Genomic DNA, 15,357 nt, shown 5'->3' with positions numbered 1-15,357 from the left:
TTTGATGCTATGCAATGTCAAATCGACATGACTAAAGAAAGAATATTATTTTTAGAAAAATATAATTGATTTATATATTGAACCATTAAAAAATGAGAAATAGCTTAATAAGATATTTCTCATTTTATTATCATGCCACAACTTCTTCCAGCAATTCTTCACTCGGCGCAAAGTAATATGCTCCATCTATTGGCGTCACAAAGTGAAGCAGGCGGTCATGAATACCATCACCAGCTGTGCCAAACATATGATCTAACATATGGTCGATAATGTTTAAATTTTTGGTATAAGCAATAAAGAATAAACCCTGGTCACCTCGACCTTCTCCATAAGGAAGAGAATGACGTAAAATTTCCATTTCTTCGCCTTCTTCATCTTCAATCACTACACGGGAAATATGAGCATTTTTAGGTTTAACTTCATCATCCAGTTCAATGGACTCTAACTTGGTTCGACCCATCACATTTTCTTGAGCATCGACTTTTAATTGTTTCCATTTTTCCAAGTTATGGGCATAGCGCTGCGCAAATACAAATGAACCATCGGCAAAAATACCGGCATCTTCACCCAGCAAAGCAACTTCGGCACGATCATCGGGGAACTGCGGGTTTTCAGTGCCATCAATAAAACCGGTAATGTCACGTCCATCGAAATAACGGAAACATACCCGTTCATCTAGCACTTCTACTTTTTCTTGAATGCCTTCAAAGAATGACTGGCTTAATGCAAAACAGATGTCTGCGCGCGCACTGGCAATATGAATGAGAAGATCTGCCGGGACAACAGGCATTTGAAACGAGCCTTGAATCGGTTGCAATTGCTTAAAACCGGCAGGACTTTGATTATATAATTGTGTCCAAAGTTCAGGACCAAAAGCGACGCCTGTTTTAATCTGCGCATTCGGATGCTGAGTGATTAAACGATCACGGGTGGTAAATAAATCTGCAAGTTTTTCTTTTAACTCATCAATTGTTAAATCTTTCAAACGTAAAACAATAAACCGAGCATGATCTGAAGGTAATGGTAAAATTACAGATTGGGCAGTCATACATGGCTCCTAACAATTTTTATAAAATACGTGGCTGGCTTTATTGTGCCTCATCACTGCCGAGGTGAATAGCCCAATGCTTATTTTTTGATGATCAATTTTTCAAGCATTTAAAAGATGAAAAGTCATATAATAAGCCGGTCTTTTTATCTCCTTATATTTTATGTCTTACCAGGTTTGGCTGGCGTATATGCTGGCTTGTTGGGTCATCAGTATTTCACCAGGTGCAGGGGCGATTGCATCCATGTCCAGTGGTTTGAATTATGGCTTCCGCCGTGGCTATTGGAATGCTTTATGTTTACAACTCGCATTATTGCTACAAATCGGAATTGTGGCTGCTGGGGTAGGGGTGCTTTTTGCAACGACGCCTTGGGCTTTTCTGGTGGTGAAATGGTTTGGGGTAGGCTATTTGTTGTATTTGGCTTATTTGCAATGGAAAGCACCGACGCAGTCGATTGAGATTCAACAGGAACAACCGAATAAGTCGATTCCTAAACTGGTTCTATATGGTTTCTTGGTCAATATGAGTAATCCCAAAGCCATTGTGTTTTTACTTGCAGTATTACCTCAGTTTTTAGACTTGTCTAAGCCGCAGTGGATTCAGTATCTGATTATGGCAGGCACCATGGTGACTATTGATCTGATCGTGATGGCCGGTTATACCGGACTGGCAGCCAAAGTTTTACGGTTACTGAAATCACCAAAACAACAGAAAATAATGAATCGTACTTTTGCTGTGTTGTTTAGCTGTGCAGCGGGATTACTGAGTCTGGTACATCAGTAATCAGTCAAAATTGTTTTCCCTCTCCTGAAAGGAGAGGGTGAGGGAGAGCGTGTTAGAAAATAAAAAGCATCTTAAAAATGATGGATATATAAAGGAAAGATTAAGCCAATTTTTTGACTTTCTGCACTGTAAAAATCACCGCAAATAAAATTGCCATAGTCAATACAATCGTCAAACCGGTAGAAGTATCTAAACCTGCACTGGACCATAACCCTACACTAATACCAATTTGAGCGATCACAAAAGCCCAAAGCACCATCTGTTTCGGTGAGTTTGCCAGTAAACGCGCTGTTAATGCCGGAATCACCAGTAAAGCGCCCATCAACAATGAACCGACGGCACGCAAGGCCAATACGGTAAACAGGGCCAATAACAACATAAATACCAGACGTTGCCATTTTGCATTCACGCCTTCGCTTACCGCCATATCGGGATCAATGGCAATCTGAATTTGTGCTTTCCAGTTTTTATACAGCACGGCTAAAGCAGCAATAATCACCAGAGCAAACATCGGCAAGTCTGACCAGGAAATTTGCAGCAGATCACCAAACAAATAGCTCAGCAGTTCCGGTCTTAAACTTGGAATATGTTGAATAAACAGTAAGCCCGAGCAGAGCAGGGTGGCTGAACAAAGTGCCAGCAAGGCATCATTAGGTAGCCGAGGGTCATGCAGTACCCATAAAATGGCCACCAGTAAAAAGGCCAGAAAGCTTACCCCTAACCATAACGGCAGGCTTAAAGCACCCGCAATCGCCACGCCCAATAAAGTGCCATGTGCCATAGTGTCAGCAAAAAAAGACATCCGTCGCCATAACATTAAACAACCTAGCGGAGCGGTCAGAAATACCAATAGGGTTCCCATGGTCCATGCAGGTAACAAGAGTTGTAACCATTCCATCATGGCTTAAGCTTCCGGTTCAGGGTGAATATGTGGACGAGAATCATGCTGACACGGCGTCGCACTGTCGCCATGCGCACAGTGGTCATGGTGATGTTGATAGAACACCCGGTTGGTACCAAAAATAGCCTGATATTCCGGATGTTGCTGTACATTTTCTGGCAAGCCGCTACAGCAGATGTGCTTGTTTAAACAGACGACGCGATGCGTACCTTGCATGACCCATTGCAGGTCATGCGAGACCATCAACACGGCACAGCCATATTTGATCGGCAAACTTCTGACATATTCATACAGTTCTGCTTCAGATTGAATGTCCAGACCTTGCATCGGTTCATCCAGGACCAGTACATCGGGTTGACGCATTAAAGCGCGTGCCAACAACACCCGTTGCCGTTCACCGCCTGAAAGTTGCTGAACTTTACAATCCTGTAATTTGGTAATGCCGGTATCACGAATAATTTCTGCTTTAATATCAGCATCACAATGTTCTAAAGCCAGTAGATCTTGCACGCGCAAAGGCAAGCTATGTGAAGGATTAAACTTTTGCGGCACATAAGAAAATTTGAGTTTTTTATTGTTATGAATTTTGCCTGAGTTGGCTTTCACAATACCCAAAAGCACTTTAATTAAAGTCGATTTTCCCGCCCCGTTCGGACCAATGAGCGTGACAATTTCCCGTTCATGTAAAGTGAAATCGACATTTTTTAGGATGTCACGGTCGTCAATCCGCACACTGATTTTATCCAGGGCAATTAGGGGGTTGCTGGTTACTGTTTGTTGCGGCACTGCTGACATATCCCAGAAATTTCAATAATACTGTGTTGTGCAGTAAATTGATCAGAGGCTGAAAGTTCATCTAATTGTGTTAAAAGACCCTGAGCAGACGCTTCTTTAACATTTTTGCACTGGGTACAGATTAAAAAGGCCGCCTGATGTCCTTCGCGTGGATGACAGCAAGGAATATAGGCATTAATTGAAGTTAAACGGTGGATGAAACCTTTTTCCAGTAAAAAGTCCAAAGTGCGATACACGGTCGGTGGTGCAGCAGGACGGTCAGATTCACTCTTGATTTTAGCCAGTAAATCATAGGCGCCCATTGGACCAGTCGCATTTAAAATCAATTCCAGCACTTCTTTACGTAATGGGGTTAAACGTGCACCGGTAGTTGCACAGAGACTTTCTGCTTCGGCAAGACGTGTTGCTATATTATGATGGTCATGTACGCCATGTAATGCATTGTGATGTTCGTGCGAACATAAGCTCATAGCAAAACCTCAAGTGCGAAATTTATAAAAAGAAAAGGACATTAAATCTTAACATGAAGCGATACCCGTTTCGATTAAACGTAGGTATTTTTGTCGATTTGTTATATTATAACACTTATTGAACATTTGGTGATCTTCTTCATGTACCGTTTCTTTGCATTTTGTGCCCTGGCTCTATTTAGTAGCGTTGGCTGGACACAAAATCTGGTAGTGTCTACGCATCCAATTTATCTTATCGCTCAGGAAGTTACTCAGGGCGTGGAGAAGCCTGTGCTATTGCTGGCAGATCAGTCTGGGCACGACATTACCCTGACGCCCGCACATCGCAAAGCCATTATGGATGCCTCACTGGTGATCTGGCTGGGTAAGGCACATGAAGCCCCATTGAACAAGCTATTAGCAGATACACCCAAAGCAATTTCAATTTTAGATTCCGGTATCGTGCAAACCCTGCCTCAGCGGACTACTCGCGGTATGGCATTGAACAATACGGTAGATACGCATGTCTGGCTGGATCCCAACAATGCCGTACGTATCGGCTTTTTTATTGCCGCGCTGCGTTCACAGCAATTACCCGAACATAAAGAAGCCTACTGGGCAAATGCCAAACGCTTTGCTCAGGAGATGTTGGTCAGTGCACAACAATATAATAGCAATGCCACGGTGAAGCCTTATTGGGCCTATCACGATGCCTATCAATATTTAGAACGTGCTTTAAACCTGAAATTTTCCGGTGCATTGACCGATGATCCACATGTCGCACCCACTATTAGTCAAATCAAGTATTTAAATGATAGCCGTCCAGCTCGCAATATGTGCCTCTTGGCAGAAGGACATGCCAGCAAAAACCAGTACCAGAAGTTGAATCCAGTAACCTTTCAGGCTGTCGATGAAAGTATGGGTAGGGAAGGGGACTTCGTGCAGGCATGGAAGAAACTGGCCGAGCAAACCTATAAGTGTGTACAAAACGCACGGAAATGATGCAAAAATTAAGCAACTATTGATGCGTTCAAAAGCGATTTATGTAATTAAAAAATCCGACTTAGGTCGGGAAAAGATTGCATGTTCAGGGGTGTAACTCTATAATGCCTGCGATTAAAAACGATCATCAGCTAAACTTGTCAAGCATGATTGCTGTGAGTGAATAAATAATGAGCCGAACTAGTCGCATGATTGACCGACGATTAGCGAAAGCTTTAGTCATTTTACAAGCATGCATGATCCCTGTTTCAGCCTTAATAGCGTGGGTCCTGAAAGACTCAACTGCAGCTTACAGCGCCGCACTTGGTGCGTTGGTGTGTTGGCTTGCAAGTTGTTATTTTTCTTGGCAATCGTTTCGAGCCGCAGGTGCGCGAGCTTCAAAACAGGTTCTTTCGAACATGTATAGAGGCTTGATGGGCAAGTTTGCAATTGTGATTGTTGGTTTCATTTTAATTTTAAGCAACGTCAAACCGTTGTCAGCGGTGGCGCTGTTTTGTGGATTTATACTTGTTCAGACGATGACGTGGGTCGCACCTTTTTGGGCGTCACGACTCCGGAAATAAGTTTAAACACAACAAAAAATTGAAAAGTTTTTTAGGAGAAGAACGAGATATCAGGCAGCACGCGATGTTCGTTCTCTCTATTTAGTATTTGACATTGACCAGGTGTGATTTATGGCTGCTGAAGAACATGCCCTTACTTCGACCGAGTACATCAAGCATCACTTGACCAATTTAACCTATGGCAAAATGCCGGATGGTTCTTGGAAATTGGCTGAGACTGCTGATGAAGCTCAACAGATGGGGTTCACTGCTATTCACTTGGATTCAATGGGTTGGTCTATCACTCTCGGTGTGGTTTTCTGTTTGTTGTTCTGGTTAGTAGCGAAAGCTGCAAACGCTGGTGTTCCTACCAAGTTCCAGTCTGCAATCGAAATGATCATCGAGTTTGTTGACTCAAGTGTCCGCGACACTTTCCATGGCAAATCACGCTTAATTGCGCCTTTAGCCCTCACAATTTTTGTGTGGATTTTCCTGATGAATGCGATGGATTTACTTCCAGTGGATTTCATCCCGCATCTTGCAGGAATTATTGGTTCTAACGTATTTGGTATGGACCCGCATCACGTTTACTTCAAGATTGTTCCATCTACTGACCCTAACGTTACCCTTGGTATGTCATTGTCGGTATTTGTGCTTATCTTGTTCTATAGCATTCGTGAAAAGGGCATCGGCGGTTTCGTCGGCGAGTTAGCACTCAACCCATTTAACCCAAGTAACCCAGTTGCAAAAGCGTTGCTCATTCCAGTGAACTTGATTCTGGAACTCGTAACATTCCTTGCACGTCCAGTTTCATTGGCTCTACGACTTTTCGGTAACATGTATGCAGGTGAGTTAATCTTCATCCTCATCGCGTTATTACCGTTCTGGATCCAGTGGGCGTTGTCTGTGCCTTGGGCGATCTTCCACATTCTTGTTATTACATTACAAGCGTTCATTTTCATGATGCTGACTATCGTATACTTGAGTATGGCTAGCGAAAAACATTAATGGTATTGCCTGACTATCAACGGATGGTTGGGCTTAATTTTTTACTTTTATTTGGTATAAACCTAACCTCTGAGGAATTATCATGGAACTCACTTTAGGTCTAGTTGCAATTGCATCTGCTATCTTGATCGCTTTTGGTGCTTTAGGTACTGCGATTGGTTTTGGTCTTTTAGGCGGCCGTTTCCTTGAAGCTGTTGCTCGTCAACCAGAATTGGCTCCACAACTTCAAACTCGTATGTTCTTAATCGCGGGTCTTCTTGATGCTGTGCCTATGATCGGTGTTGGTATTGGCTTGTTCTTCATCTTCGCTAATCCATTTGTAGGTTAATCAGCTTAATTCCTAAATTAAACCATTGAGGAATAGCAATGAATATCAACCTCACATTGATTGGCCAAGCGATTGCATTTGCGATTTTTGTCGCATTCTGCATGAAGTTTGTATGGCCACCACTAATCAATGCGATTAGTGAGCGTCAGCGTAAAATTGCTGATGGCTTAAACGCTGCTGAAAAAGCGAAAGCTGACCTTGCCGATGCGCAAGCTCAAGTGAAAGCTGAATTAGACGCAGCTAAAGCACAAGCGGCTCAATTGATCGAACAAGCGAACCGTCGCGGTGCGCAATTGGTAGAAGAAGCGCGTACTCAGGCAGCTGCTGAAGGTGAGCGTATTCGTCAACAGGCTAAAGAAGCTGTTGATACTGAAATCAATGCTGCTCGCGAAGAATTACGTCAACAAGTGGCTGCTCTTGCAGTAACTGGCGCAGAAAAAATTCTGAACCAGCAAGTTGACGCAGAAGCTCACAATGCCATGCTGACTCAGCTGGCTGCTAAACTTTAAGAGAGGCGGATTATGGCTGAACTCTTGACGTTGGCACGCCCATACGCTAAAGCAGCATTTGCTTACGCTTCTGAGCAAGGTGCAACTGACTTTTGGTCAAATGCATTAACTTTGCTCAGTGCTGCGGTGCAAGACGAAGCATTTTCAGCTTACTTAAATCGCCCTGAGCTTACTCCTGCAGAGCAGGTAAGTGTTTTTGCTAAAGTTTTAGGTGAAGATCAAACCGCAGCAGTGTCAAACTTTTTGACATTGCTTGCTGAAAATGACCGTTTGACTCTTCTTCCTGAAATTGAAGCTGAATACGAACAGCTCAAATCACAGAATAACAACACTGTGGATGTTGTGATTGAATCAGCATTCCCATTGTCTTCTACACAAGAACAGCTACTTGCAGATGCGTTGAAAAAACGCTTTAACGCTGCAGTAAATGTTTCTGTAGAAGTTAAACCAGAGCTAATTGCTGGTGTAGTTATTCGTGCAGGCGACCAAGTGATAGATGATTCTGCGCTTAACAAGCTTGAAAAAATGCGGACTCGTCTTCTTGCGTAATTATTGATAAAAAATTACTGCGTAAAAGAAGACTGAACTTTAAAAAGATTGAGGTATAGCGCAATGCAACAACTGAATCCATCCGAGATCAGTGCGCTCATTAAACAGCGTATCGGCGATCTGGACACCAGCGCGACCGCTAAGAACGAAGGGACCATTGTTATGGTTTCCGACGGTATTGTGCGTATTCACGGCCTTGCTGATGCAATGTACGGTGAAATGATCGAATTCGACGGCGGCTTATTTGGTATGGCACTGAACCTAGAACAGGATTCAGTGGGCGTCGTTGTTTTAGGTAACTACTTAAACCTTCAAGAAGGTCAAAAAGCTCGTTGCACAGGTCGTGTATTAGAAGTTCCGGTTGGTCCAGAACTTTTAGGCCGTGTAGTAGATGCTTTGGGTAACCCGATTGATGGTAAAGGCCCTATTGATGCAAAATTAACTGATGCTGTTGAAAAAGTAGCACCAGGCGTAATTTGGCGTCAATCAGTGGATCAACCTGTACAAACTGGTTATAAATCAGTAGATACAATGATCCCTGTAGGCCGTGGTCAACGTGAGTTGATCATTGGTGACCGTCAAACTGGTAAAACAGCAATGGCGATCGATGCGATCATCGCTCAGAAAAACTCTGGCATTAAATGTGTATACGTAGCAATTGGTCAAAAACAATCGACTATCGCTAACGTAGTGCGCAAGCTAGAAGAAACTGGCGCTATGGCGTATACAACTGTTGTAGCAGCAGCTGCAGCTGATCCAGCAGCAATGTTGTATCTAGCTCCGTACTCTGGCTGTACAATGGGTGAATACTTCCGTGACCGTGGTGAAGACGCGCTTATCATTTATGATGACTTGTCTAAACAAGCTGTTGCGTATCGTCAAATTTCATTGCTTTTACGCCGTCCACCAGGTCGTGAAGCGTATCCAGGTGACGTATTCTATCTTCATAGTCGTCTACTTGAACGTGCTTCTCGTGTATCTGCTGACTACGTTGAGAAATTCACTAACGGTGAAGTTAAAGGCCAAACTGGTTCATTAACTGCATTGCCGATTATTGAAACTCAAGCGGGTGACGTATCTGCATTCGTACCAACGAACGTAATTTCGATTACTGATGGTCAGATCTTCCTTGAAACATCATTATTCAACGCAGGTATTCGTCCTGCTGTGAACGCGGGTATCTCTGTATCTCGTGTTGGTGGTTCTGCGCAAACTAAGATCATCAAAAAATTGTCTGGTGGTATCCGTACCGCTTTGGCTCAATATCGTGAACTTGCAGCGTTCGCTCAGTTTGCTTCTGACCTTGATGAAGCAACTCGTAAGCAACTTGAACACGGTCAACGCGTAACTGAATTAATGAAGCAAAAACAATATGCTCCATATTCAATCGCTGACCAAGCTGTTTCAATTTACGCATCTAACGAAGGCTACATGGCTGACGTAGACGTTAAGAAAATCGTTGCATTTGATGCGGCGTTAGTTTCTTACTTCCGTTCAGAACAAGCTGCGTTAATGCAAAAAATTGATGAGACTGGTGCTTGGGATAAAGATATCGAAGCAGCATTCAAATCAGGTATTGAAAGCTTTAAAGCGACTCAAACTTACTAAGTTTCAACATTGTTGAGAACTTAGTGTTGGTTTGGTTCACGGAATCAACCTTCGGAAGCTCGAAAGGGCTTTCGAATACTAGGTTAAGCGTATGGCAAATTTAAAAGAAATTCGCGCCAAAGTAGCTAGTATCAAAAGCACGCAGAAAATTACTCGCGCGATGCAGATGGTAGCAGCTTCTAAGATGCGTCGTGCGCAAGAGCGCATGGCTCAAGGCCGTCCGTATGCCGAAAATATGCACCGTGTAATTGCTCATTTGGTCCAAGCGAACCCTGAATATAAACACCGTTATATGGTTGAACGCCCAGTTAAGCGCGTTGGCTATATTATCGTGTCATCAGATCGCGGCCTTGCTGGTGGTTTGAACATTAACCTGTTCAAGAAAGTGGTCAAACACGTTCAACAGCAACAAGAGCAGTCAATTGAAGTTCAATTTGCTTTGATTGGTCAAAAAGCGGTTTCGTTTTTTAAAAACTACGGCGGTAAAGTGCTTGGTGCGACCACTCAGGTGGGCGACACTCCGAGTCTTGAGCAGTTATCTGGTTCTGTACAGGTGATGTTAGACGCTTATGATAAAGGCGAGTTAGATCGTATTTATCTAGTGTCAAACGGCTTTGTCAATGCCATGACTCAAAACCAAAAAATCGAACAACTTGTTCCTTTGGCAGCTGCTGAAGAAGACAAGGGTCTTAACCGCCAATACGGTTGGGATTACATCTACGAACCTGAAGCTGAAGAGCTTTTAAATGGTTTGTTGGTTCGTTACATTGAGTCTGTGGTTTACCAAGGTGTGATTGAAAACATCGCATGTGAACAGTCTGCACGTATGGTTGCAATGAAAGCTGCAACGGATAACGCGGGCGAACTGATCAAGAATCTGCAACTTATTTATAACAAGCTGCGTCAAGCCGCGATTACTCAGGAAATTTCTGAGATCGTTGGTGGTGCCGCTGCCGTTTAACATTATTTTGAATTGAGGAGACAGCAATGAATAGCGGTCGTATCATTCAGATCATCGGCGCGGTTATCGACGTCGAGTTTGAACGCAACAGCGTTCCTAAGATCTATGACGCTCTCCATGTTGATGGTACTGAAACTACTTTAGAAGTTCAGCAACAGCTTGGTGATGGCGTAGTTCGTACTATTGCAATGGGTTCTACTGAAGGCCTTAAGCGTGGTTTGAACGTTACTAATACTGGCGCTCCGATCTCTGTACCTGTGGGTACAGCGACTCTTGGTCGTATTATGGACGTTTTGGGTCGCCCTATCGATGAAGCTGGTGATGTTGCTACTGAAGCACGTTTACCAATTCACCGTGCAGCGCCTTCTTACGCTGAACAAGCAGCTTCTACTGACCTTCTAGAAACTGGTATTAAAGTCATCGACTTGCTATGCCCGTTCGCGAAAGGTGGTAAAGTTGGTCTGTTTGGTGGTGCCGGTGTTGGTAAAACTGTAAACATGATGGAGTTGATCAACAACATCGCTAAAGCTCACTCAGGTTTATCTGTGTTTGCTGGTGTTGGTGAGCGTACTCGTGAAGGTAACGACTTCTATCACGAGATGAAAGACTCTAACGTACTTGACAAAGTAGCGATGGTTTACGGTCAGATGAACGAGCCACCGGGTAACCGTTTACGCGTAGCGTTGACTGGTTTGACTATGGCTGAGTACTTCCGTGACGAGAAAGACGAAAACGGTAAAGGCCGTGACGTACTATTGTTCGTAGACAACATCTACCGTTATACACTAGCAGGTACTGAAGTATCAGCACTTCTAGGTCGTATGCCATCTGCTGTAGGTTATCAGCCTACTCTTGCAGAAGAGATGGGTGTTCTTCAAGAACGTATTACATCGACTAAGTCTGGTTCTATTACGTCAATCCAAGCGGTATACGTACCTGCCGATGACTTAACAGATCCATCGCCTGCAACTACATTCGCCCACTTGGACGCAACTGTTGTATTGAGCCGTGACATCGCATCTTCTGGTATTTACCCAGCGATCGATCCACTAGACTCAACTTCACGTCAGTTAGACCCATTAGTAGTTGGTGCTGAGCATTATGAAATTGCTCGTTCAGTTCAAAACGTTCTTCAACGTTATAAAGAATTGAAAGACATCATCGCGATCTTGGGTATGGACGAGCTTGCAGAAGAAGATAAGTTGACTGTTTACCGTGCGCGTAAAATCCAACGTTTCTTCTCTCAACCGTTCCACGTAGCTGAAGTGTTTACTGGTGCTCCTGGTAAACTTGTACCGCTTAAAGAAACAATTCGTGGCTTTAAAGGTCTTCTAGCTGGTGAATACGATCACATCCCAGAACAAGCGTTCTACATGGTTGGTGGTATTGACGAAGTTATTGCTAAAGCCGAGAAACTTTAATTAGCTACTCTAATTTAGGAGATTCTCATGGCGACTATGCAATGTGATGTTGTAAGTGTAAAAGAGTCTTTGTACTCTGGCGCTGTAACTATGCTAATTGCTAAAGGTGCTGGCGGTGAGTTGGGTATTATGCCTGGCCATGCTCCGTTGGTAACTTTGCTTCAACCGGGCGCGATCCGCGTTCTGTTGGAAAACGGTACAGAAGAATTAATCTATGTATCTGGTGGTGTACTTGAAGTTCAACCGCATGTCATCACGGTTCTTGCAGATACTGCAGTTCGTGCTGAAAACTTAGATGAAGCTGCAATTATTGAAGCACGTAAAAATGCTGAAACTTTGCTAGCAAATCAAAAGAGCGACTTGGACTCTGCTGCTGCTTTGGCTGCTCTTGCAGAAACTGCTGCTCAGTTGGAAACCATCCGCAAAATCAAAAACCGCGCTCAATAAGAGACGGTTCGAGATTGAAAAACCACCCGAAAGGGTGGTTTTTTTATGTCTGAATTAAAAGCATGAGTTTCGCAATTGATAGATCTAAAGTTGCATATATTTTCTTCATCTCATGTACTAATTTCAGGTCATTCTATTTATAAATGTTCTTCTATGAATCTTATCGAACACGAACCGCATTTTTGGGAACTTTACCAAGACGTTGACCAGTATTATCTCAGTATCGCTGTGGATATGAGTTCAGTGGTGTCTTGCTGGGACTTGGTATTAACTCAGGAAGAAGTCTTAGCTTATAAACAGCAAGGTCGAAAGAGTATTGAGGAACTGACAAAAGCTATGGTTAATACAGCTTATAAAGGGGATTTTTCCCCAATGGAAAACCGCATAGCTAAACCTGAACAACAGCAAGCCATGCAGGCGGCATTTAAAGCCTGGCGTGAACAAAAGGTAAGCTAAATTTTAGAAGCGATTTAAAGGAATTGATAGCTGTAGATCAATTGATAGGCAGCTTTAAGGATGGGTGACTTGATCAGACCCATTCAGCTGAGTTGAATGGGTCTAAATCGGCTGAAGAACTATTAGCTTTCTTGCTCTTGTTCATTCTGCTCTGGCTCGTCTTGACCTTGTGGAATCATCATACTGGCCAGTTTGACCATTTCCATCTGGATGCTGCCCATCTGTTTTTCAATTTTCTTGAAATCGACCTGACTTAAATCGACATCACCATTTAACAGTGGGGTCGCCAGCACTTGCTGATTGGTCTGCATAATATTTTGACGAATTGAATCAATTTCCTGACTTTTCAGGTTCAAACCAGTCAATGCCTGATTAAATCCAGTCAGTTGTTGTTGCAGGTTTTTGGCAGTAGCCTGTAATTGCTGCTGATCTTTATCATTAATCGCTGTTTGCAACTCACTTTGGGTTTGCTTCAGCTGTTCCACATAATCACCCGCTTTAAGCTGCATGTCTGCAACATCACGCACAATATAAAACATGTTGCCCGTTTTCAGCTCAGCCTTAGGTGTTTCTGCTGACGCTGAGTTAGATTCAGAAACCGGTTCAGATACTTCATTTGATTGAGAGGCTTGGGTTTCATCGGTATCGGGTGAATTTGCCTGTTCACAACCAATCAATAAAAGACCCGCACTAAACATCACAAAAGGAGAAACCACATTTTGGATGATTTTTTTCATAATCAATTCATATCTTTACTTCAGTGTTTGTTAATATAAGGGCGAAATGTGTAGAAAAAACTGATTGTTGCAAAGCGATAACAAATTTATTTTCAGGCATTAAAAAAGAGTGCCGAAGCACTCTTTTCTCACCGAGATTGTGGGATATTAACCCGCAATAATTTTAATAATGTTATGACTCATGACATTGGTTAACACGTAATCGCCATTCACTTTAATCCATTGCTGGTTTTTACCGGGCTTGCTCAATTTTTTAAACTTTTTGTGGTCGATTTTATAGCTTTGGCTATGGTACTGAGCTGGAACTTTTTGACCCACTCTCCAGTCATGCGATGGATTTACCGCTTTTTTATGCACAACTTTATGCTGCTGCTGAACAGGTGCCTTATGATGGTTTTGAACTTGATGAGATGGGCTGTGATGATCTTGTGGAGCAGCCATTGCAGGTGCAGCGACTAAAGCAGTAGAGAATGATAAAACAATTGCTTTGACTAGAGTATTCATACTTCACCTTGTCTATATGGCGGTTGGTTGATGAGTTCATCCTATGCCTAAGTCATTGATAGATAGTGAATGTAATGTTATTAAATAATTAAAATAAAGGATGAAATGTGAAGTAATTTAACTGAATTTTTATTTATTTAACTTATTGGTTTTATAATAAAAAATAAGCATCTACAGAGTGTATAGATGCTTACATTGGTGTTACAAATTACTTGGCAAGTTCAGCATTCACTGCATCAACAATACGCGCATCATCTGCGGTAATATCCGGTGCAAAACGCGCCACCACTTCACCCTGTTTATTAATCAGGAATTTTTCAAAGTTCCACAGTACTTCAGGTGGCTCATTTGGAGTCAGGCCATAATCGACCAGATCTTTCCACCAAGGCCCTTCACCAATACGTTCTGGAATTGCCTGAGTCAAGGTTTGATAAAGCGGATGCTTGTCTTCACCAGCAACTGAGATTTTAGAAAATAGTGGAAAATCTACCTGATAATTCAAAGAACAGAATTCTTGAATTTCTGTGTCTGAACCCGGTTCCTGTGCCAGAAAATTGTTGGCAGGAAAACCTAAAATTTCCAGTCCTTGGTCTTTCTTTTCTTTATAAAGTTTTTCCAGACCTTCGTATTGTGGGGTTAAACCACATTTAGAGGCAGTATTTACAATGAGCAGAACTTTACCTTGATACTGATTGAGTGTGGTGTCAGTGCCTTGAATAGTTTTGACTGGAATGTCATAAACAGATTGACTCATTTTATTTTCCTTAATGACTTGAGATAAACACTGCTTTGTTTTAAAGCTTATTGTGCATGCCAGCAAGTCTTTATTGATATTAATATATAAACAATTCATCCATAGCTGAATGAAAAAGACAGGTCAATTGACCTGCCTGTTTTCATTCCATAGCAGTTACTTAACTGTTTTGGCTTTGCTTTCTAAAGTTTGCATTTCAGTCATCAATTCTTTTTGCAACTCAGCAGCACGATTTCGCAGCTCAGATATTTTTTTCATATCTGGTTTTTCGGCAATGCTTTCTTCGGATAGCTGTATGCCAAGATTATTGGATTCTTTGATTTTATCCCGTACCGCATCAAGCTCAGTACTTTTCAGGGATAAAGCATCCAGATCCCGGTTAAAGTTAGCAATGTAGGTTTTCATTTCTGCAACGGTCGTGCTGAGCGTAGCTTTGTCATTTTTTTGCGCAGCTTGGTTGGCTTTGTTTTGTAAGTCTAGAGCCTCTTTGGAGCGATTGTTGGAAAGGGTCTGAATTTCAATTAAATCACTTTTAATATCTTTGACATTGTTTG

20 protein-coding genes are annotated in these 15,357 nt (G+C 42.5%); 12 read left to right on the top strand and 8 right to left on the bottom strand.

Features of this window, described 5'->3' with window-relative positions; genetic code table 11:
- Nucleotides 1-130: 130 nt before the first annotated feature.
- Nucleotides 131-1,048: a Dyp-type peroxidase gene (locus tag B2Y23_RS07590; RefSeq protein ID WP_291369993.1), complete on the bottom strand. Its 918-nt coding sequence runs from the start codon at nt 1,046-1,048 to the stop codon at nt 131-133.
- Between the two features lie 163 nt (nt 1,049-1,211).
- Between B2Y23_RS07590 and B2Y23_RS07585 the strand changes: the two genes are divergently transcribed.
- Nucleotides 1,212-1,832, top strand: coding sequence for a LysE family transporter (locus B2Y23_RS07585; protein WP_291369992.1), 621 nt, complete (start codon nt 1,212-1,214; stop codon nt 1,830-1,832).
- 100 nt (nt 1,833-1,932) lie between these two features.
- Here the strand turns inward: B2Y23_RS07585 and znuB are convergent, their stop codons facing one another.
- Genes znuB through B2Y23_RS07570 form a run of 3 tightly spaced genes read right to left on the bottom strand, consistent with a single transcriptional unit; the run spans nt 1,933 to nt 3,998 of the window.
- Nucleotides 1,933-2,733: a zinc ABC transporter permease subunit ZnuB gene (gene znuB, locus B2Y23_RS07580; RefSeq protein ID WP_291369991.1), complete on the bottom strand. Its 801-nt coding sequence runs from the start codon at nt 2,731-2,733 to the stop codon at nt 1,933-1,935.
- A gap of 3 nt (nt 2,734-2,736) precedes the next feature.
- Entirely contained in the window at nt 2,737-3,528 is a 792-nt protein-coding gene (gene znuC / locus B2Y23_RS07575) for a zinc ABC transporter ATP-binding protein ZnuC (RefSeq protein WP_291369989.1), read from the bottom strand.
- Nucleotides 3,501-3,998, bottom strand: a complete 498-nt coding sequence (locus B2Y23_RS07570) for a transcriptional repressor (RefSeq protein WP_291356520.1) — start codon at nt 3,996-3,998, stop codon at nt 3,501-3,503. The genes znuC and B2Y23_RS07570 overlap by 28 nt, the downstream gene beginning before the upstream one ends.
- 141 nt (nt 3,999-4,139) lie before the next feature.
- Between B2Y23_RS07570 and B2Y23_RS07565 the strand changes: the two genes are divergently transcribed.
- From B2Y23_RS07565 to B2Y23_RS07515, 11 genes are all read left to right on the top strand, one after another.
- The gene (locus B2Y23_RS07565) at nt 4,140-4,979 is read left to right on the top strand and encodes a metal ABC transporter solute-binding protein, Zn/Mn family (protein ID WP_291369987.1); all 840 of its coding nucleotides are present in this window, start codon (nt 4,140-4,142) and stop codon (nt 4,977-4,979) included.
- A gap of 170 nt (nt 4,980-5,149) precedes the next feature.
- Nucleotides 5,150-5,542 carry an ATP synthase subunit I gene (locus tag B2Y23_RS07560; RefSeq protein ID WP_086196642.1) on the top strand — a complete coding sequence of 131 codons (393 nt, stop codon included), beginning with the start codon at nt 5,150-5,152 and terminating at the stop codon, nt 5,540-5,542.
- A gap of 111 nt (nt 5,543-5,653) precedes the next feature.
- Entirely contained in the window at nt 5,654-6,529 is an 876-nt protein-coding gene (gene atpB / locus B2Y23_RS07555; RefSeq protein ID WP_086176476.1) for a F0F1 ATP synthase subunit A, read from the top strand.
- A gap of 82 nt (nt 6,530-6,611) precedes the next feature.
- Nucleotides 6,612-6,857, top strand: a complete 246-nt coding sequence (gene atpE / locus B2Y23_RS07550) for a F0F1 ATP synthase subunit C (protein ID WP_000424060.1) — start codon at nt 6,612-6,614, stop codon at nt 6,855-6,857.
- Nucleotides 6,858-6,895: 38 nt separating this feature from the next.
- Nucleotides 6,896-7,366: a F0F1 ATP synthase subunit B gene (locus tag B2Y23_RS07545; RefSeq protein WP_078191477.1), complete on the top strand. Its 471-nt coding sequence runs from the start codon at nt 6,896-6,898 to the stop codon at nt 7,364-7,366.
- 12 nt (nt 7,367-7,378) lie between these two features.
- Complete coding sequence (locus B2Y23_RS07540) at nt 7,379-7,915, top strand: F0F1 ATP synthase subunit delta (RefSeq protein ID WP_291356526.1); 537 nt, start codon at nt 7,379-7,381, stop codon at nt 7,913-7,915.
- Between the two features lie 63 nt (nt 7,916-7,978).
- Complete coding sequence (gene atpA / locus B2Y23_RS07535) at nt 7,979-9,523, top strand: F0F1 ATP synthase subunit alpha (protein WP_291356528.1); 1,545 nt, start codon at nt 7,979-7,981, stop codon at nt 9,521-9,523.
- A gap of 91 nt (nt 9,524-9,614) precedes the next feature.
- On the top strand, nt 9,615-10,484 hold the full coding sequence (gene atpG, locus B2Y23_RS07530; protein WP_291356530.1) for a F0F1 ATP synthase subunit gamma: 870 nt from the start codon (nt 9,615-9,617) through the stop codon (nt 10,482-10,484).
- Nucleotides 10,485-10,510: 26 nt separating this feature from the next.
- Nucleotides 10,511-11,905, top strand: coding sequence for a F0F1 ATP synthase subunit beta (atpD, locus tag B2Y23_RS07525; protein ID WP_291356532.1), 1,395 nt, complete (start codon nt 10,511-10,513; stop codon nt 11,903-11,905).
- Nucleotides 11,906-11,932: 27 nt separating this feature from the next.
- Nucleotides 11,933-12,352: a F0F1 ATP synthase subunit epsilon gene (locus B2Y23_RS07520; RefSeq protein ID WP_291356534.1), complete on the top strand. Its 420-nt coding sequence runs from the start codon at nt 11,933-11,935 to the stop codon at nt 12,350-12,352.
- Nucleotides 12,353-12,505: 153 nt separating this feature from the next.
- The gene (locus B2Y23_RS07515) at nt 12,506-12,808 is read left to right on the top strand and encodes a hypothetical protein (RefSeq protein ID WP_291369985.1); all 303 of its coding nucleotides are present in this window, start codon (nt 12,506-12,508) and stop codon (nt 12,806-12,808) included.
- 122 nt (nt 12,809-12,930) lie between these two features.
- Here the strand turns inward: B2Y23_RS07515 and B2Y23_RS07510 are convergent, their stop codons facing one another.
- From B2Y23_RS07510 to B2Y23_RS07495, 4 genes are all read right to left on the bottom strand, one after another.
- Nucleotides 12,931-13,545: a hypothetical protein gene (locus B2Y23_RS07510; RefSeq protein WP_291369983.1), complete on the bottom strand. Its 615-nt coding sequence runs from the start codon at nt 13,543-13,545 to the stop codon at nt 12,931-12,933.
- A gap of 147 nt (nt 13,546-13,692) precedes the next feature.
- The gene (locus B2Y23_RS07505; protein ID WP_291369981.1) at nt 13,693-14,049 is read right to left on the bottom strand and encodes an RcnB family protein; all 357 of its coding nucleotides are present in this window, start codon (nt 14,047-14,049) and stop codon (nt 13,693-13,695) included.
- A 208-nt stretch (nt 14,050-14,257) separates the two neighbouring features.
- Nucleotides 14,258-14,803 carry a glutathione peroxidase gene (locus tag B2Y23_RS07500; protein WP_291369980.1) on the bottom strand — a complete coding sequence of 182 codons (546 nt, stop codon included), beginning with the start codon at nt 14,801-14,803 and terminating at the stop codon, nt 14,258-14,260.
- Nucleotides 14,804-14,959: 156 nt separating this feature from the next.
- Nucleotides 14,960-15,357: hypothetical protein (locus B2Y23_RS07495; protein ID WP_291369978.1), on the bottom strand; the 398-nt coding region annotated here is incomplete at its 5' end.

The sequence above is a fragment of the Acinetobacter sp. UBA5934 genome, from assembly GCF_002430855.1.
In the GTDB taxonomy this organism is placed as follows: Bacteria; Pseudomonadota; Gammaproteobacteria; order Pseudomonadales; family Moraxellaceae; genus Acinetobacter.
Note: the sequence above shows the minus strand (reverse complement) of the source record. Positions and strands in the feature narration are given on the sequence as shown.

What these genes read in the sequence shown, in the direction of transcription:
- B2Y23_RS07590 (WP_291369993.1), bottom strand. Translation starts at nt 1,048, where the DNA reads ATGACTGCCCAATCTGTAATTTTACCATTACCTTCAGATCATGCTCGG.
- B2Y23_RS07585 (WP_291369992.1), top strand. Translation starts at nt 1,212, where the DNA reads ATGTCTTACCAGGTTTGGCTGGCGTATATGCTGGCTTGTTGGGTCATC.
- znuB (WP_291369991.1), bottom strand. Translation starts at nt 2,733, where the DNA reads ATGATGGAATGGTTACAACTCTTGTTACCTGCATGGACCATGGGAACC.
- znuC (WP_291369989.1), bottom strand. Translation starts at nt 3,528, where the DNA reads ATGTCAGCAGTGCCGCAACAAACAGTAACCAGCAACCCCCTAATTGCC.
- B2Y23_RS07570 (WP_291356520.1), bottom strand. Translation starts at nt 3,998, where the DNA reads ATGAGCTTATGTTCGCACGAACATCACAATGCATTACATGGCGTACAT.
- B2Y23_RS07565 (WP_291369987.1), top strand. Translation starts at nt 4,140, where the DNA reads ATGTACCGTTTCTTTGCATTTTGTGCCCTGGCTCTATTTAGTAGCGTT.
- B2Y23_RS07560 (WP_086196642.1), top strand. Translation starts at nt 5,150, where the DNA reads ATGAGCCGAACTAGTCGCATGATTGACCGACGATTAGCGAAAGCTTTA.
- atpB (WP_086176476.1), top strand. Translation starts at nt 5,654, where the DNA reads ATGGCTGCTGAAGAACATGCCCTTACTTCGACCGAGTACATCAAGCAT.
- atpE (WP_000424060.1), top strand. Translation starts at nt 6,612, where the DNA reads ATGGAACTCACTTTAGGTCTAGTTGCAATTGCATCTGCTATCTTGATC.
- B2Y23_RS07545 (WP_078191477.1), top strand. Translation starts at nt 6,896, where the DNA reads ATGAATATCAACCTCACATTGATTGGCCAAGCGATTGCATTTGCGATT.
- B2Y23_RS07540 (WP_291356526.1), top strand. Translation starts at nt 7,379, where the DNA reads ATGGCTGAACTCTTGACGTTGGCACGCCCATACGCTAAAGCAGCATTT.
- atpA (WP_291356528.1), top strand. Translation starts at nt 7,979, where the DNA reads ATGCAACAACTGAATCCATCCGAGATCAGTGCGCTCATTAAACAGCGT.
- atpG (WP_291356530.1), top strand. Translation starts at nt 9,615, where the DNA reads ATGGCAAATTTAAAAGAAATTCGCGCCAAAGTAGCTAGTATCAAAAGC.
- atpD (WP_291356532.1), top strand. Translation starts at nt 10,511, where the DNA reads ATGAATAGCGGTCGTATCATTCAGATCATCGGCGCGGTTATCGACGTC.
- B2Y23_RS07520 (WP_291356534.1), top strand. Translation starts at nt 11,933, where the DNA reads ATGGCGACTATGCAATGTGATGTTGTAAGTGTAAAAGAGTCTTTGTAC.
- B2Y23_RS07515 (WP_291369985.1), top strand. Translation starts at nt 12,506, where the DNA reads ATGAATCTTATCGAACACGAACCGCATTTTTGGGAACTTTACCAAGAC.
- B2Y23_RS07510 (WP_291369983.1), bottom strand. Translation starts at nt 13,545, where the DNA reads ATGAAAAAAATCATCCAAAATGTGGTTTCTCCTTTTGTGATGTTTAGT.
- B2Y23_RS07505 (WP_291369981.1), bottom strand. Translation starts at nt 14,049, where the DNA reads ATGAATACTCTAGTCAAAGCAATTGTTTTATCATTCTCTACTGCTTTA.
- B2Y23_RS07500 (WP_291369980.1), bottom strand. Translation starts at nt 14,803, where the DNA reads ATGAGTCAATCTGTTTATGACATTCCAGTCAAAACTATTCAAGGCACT.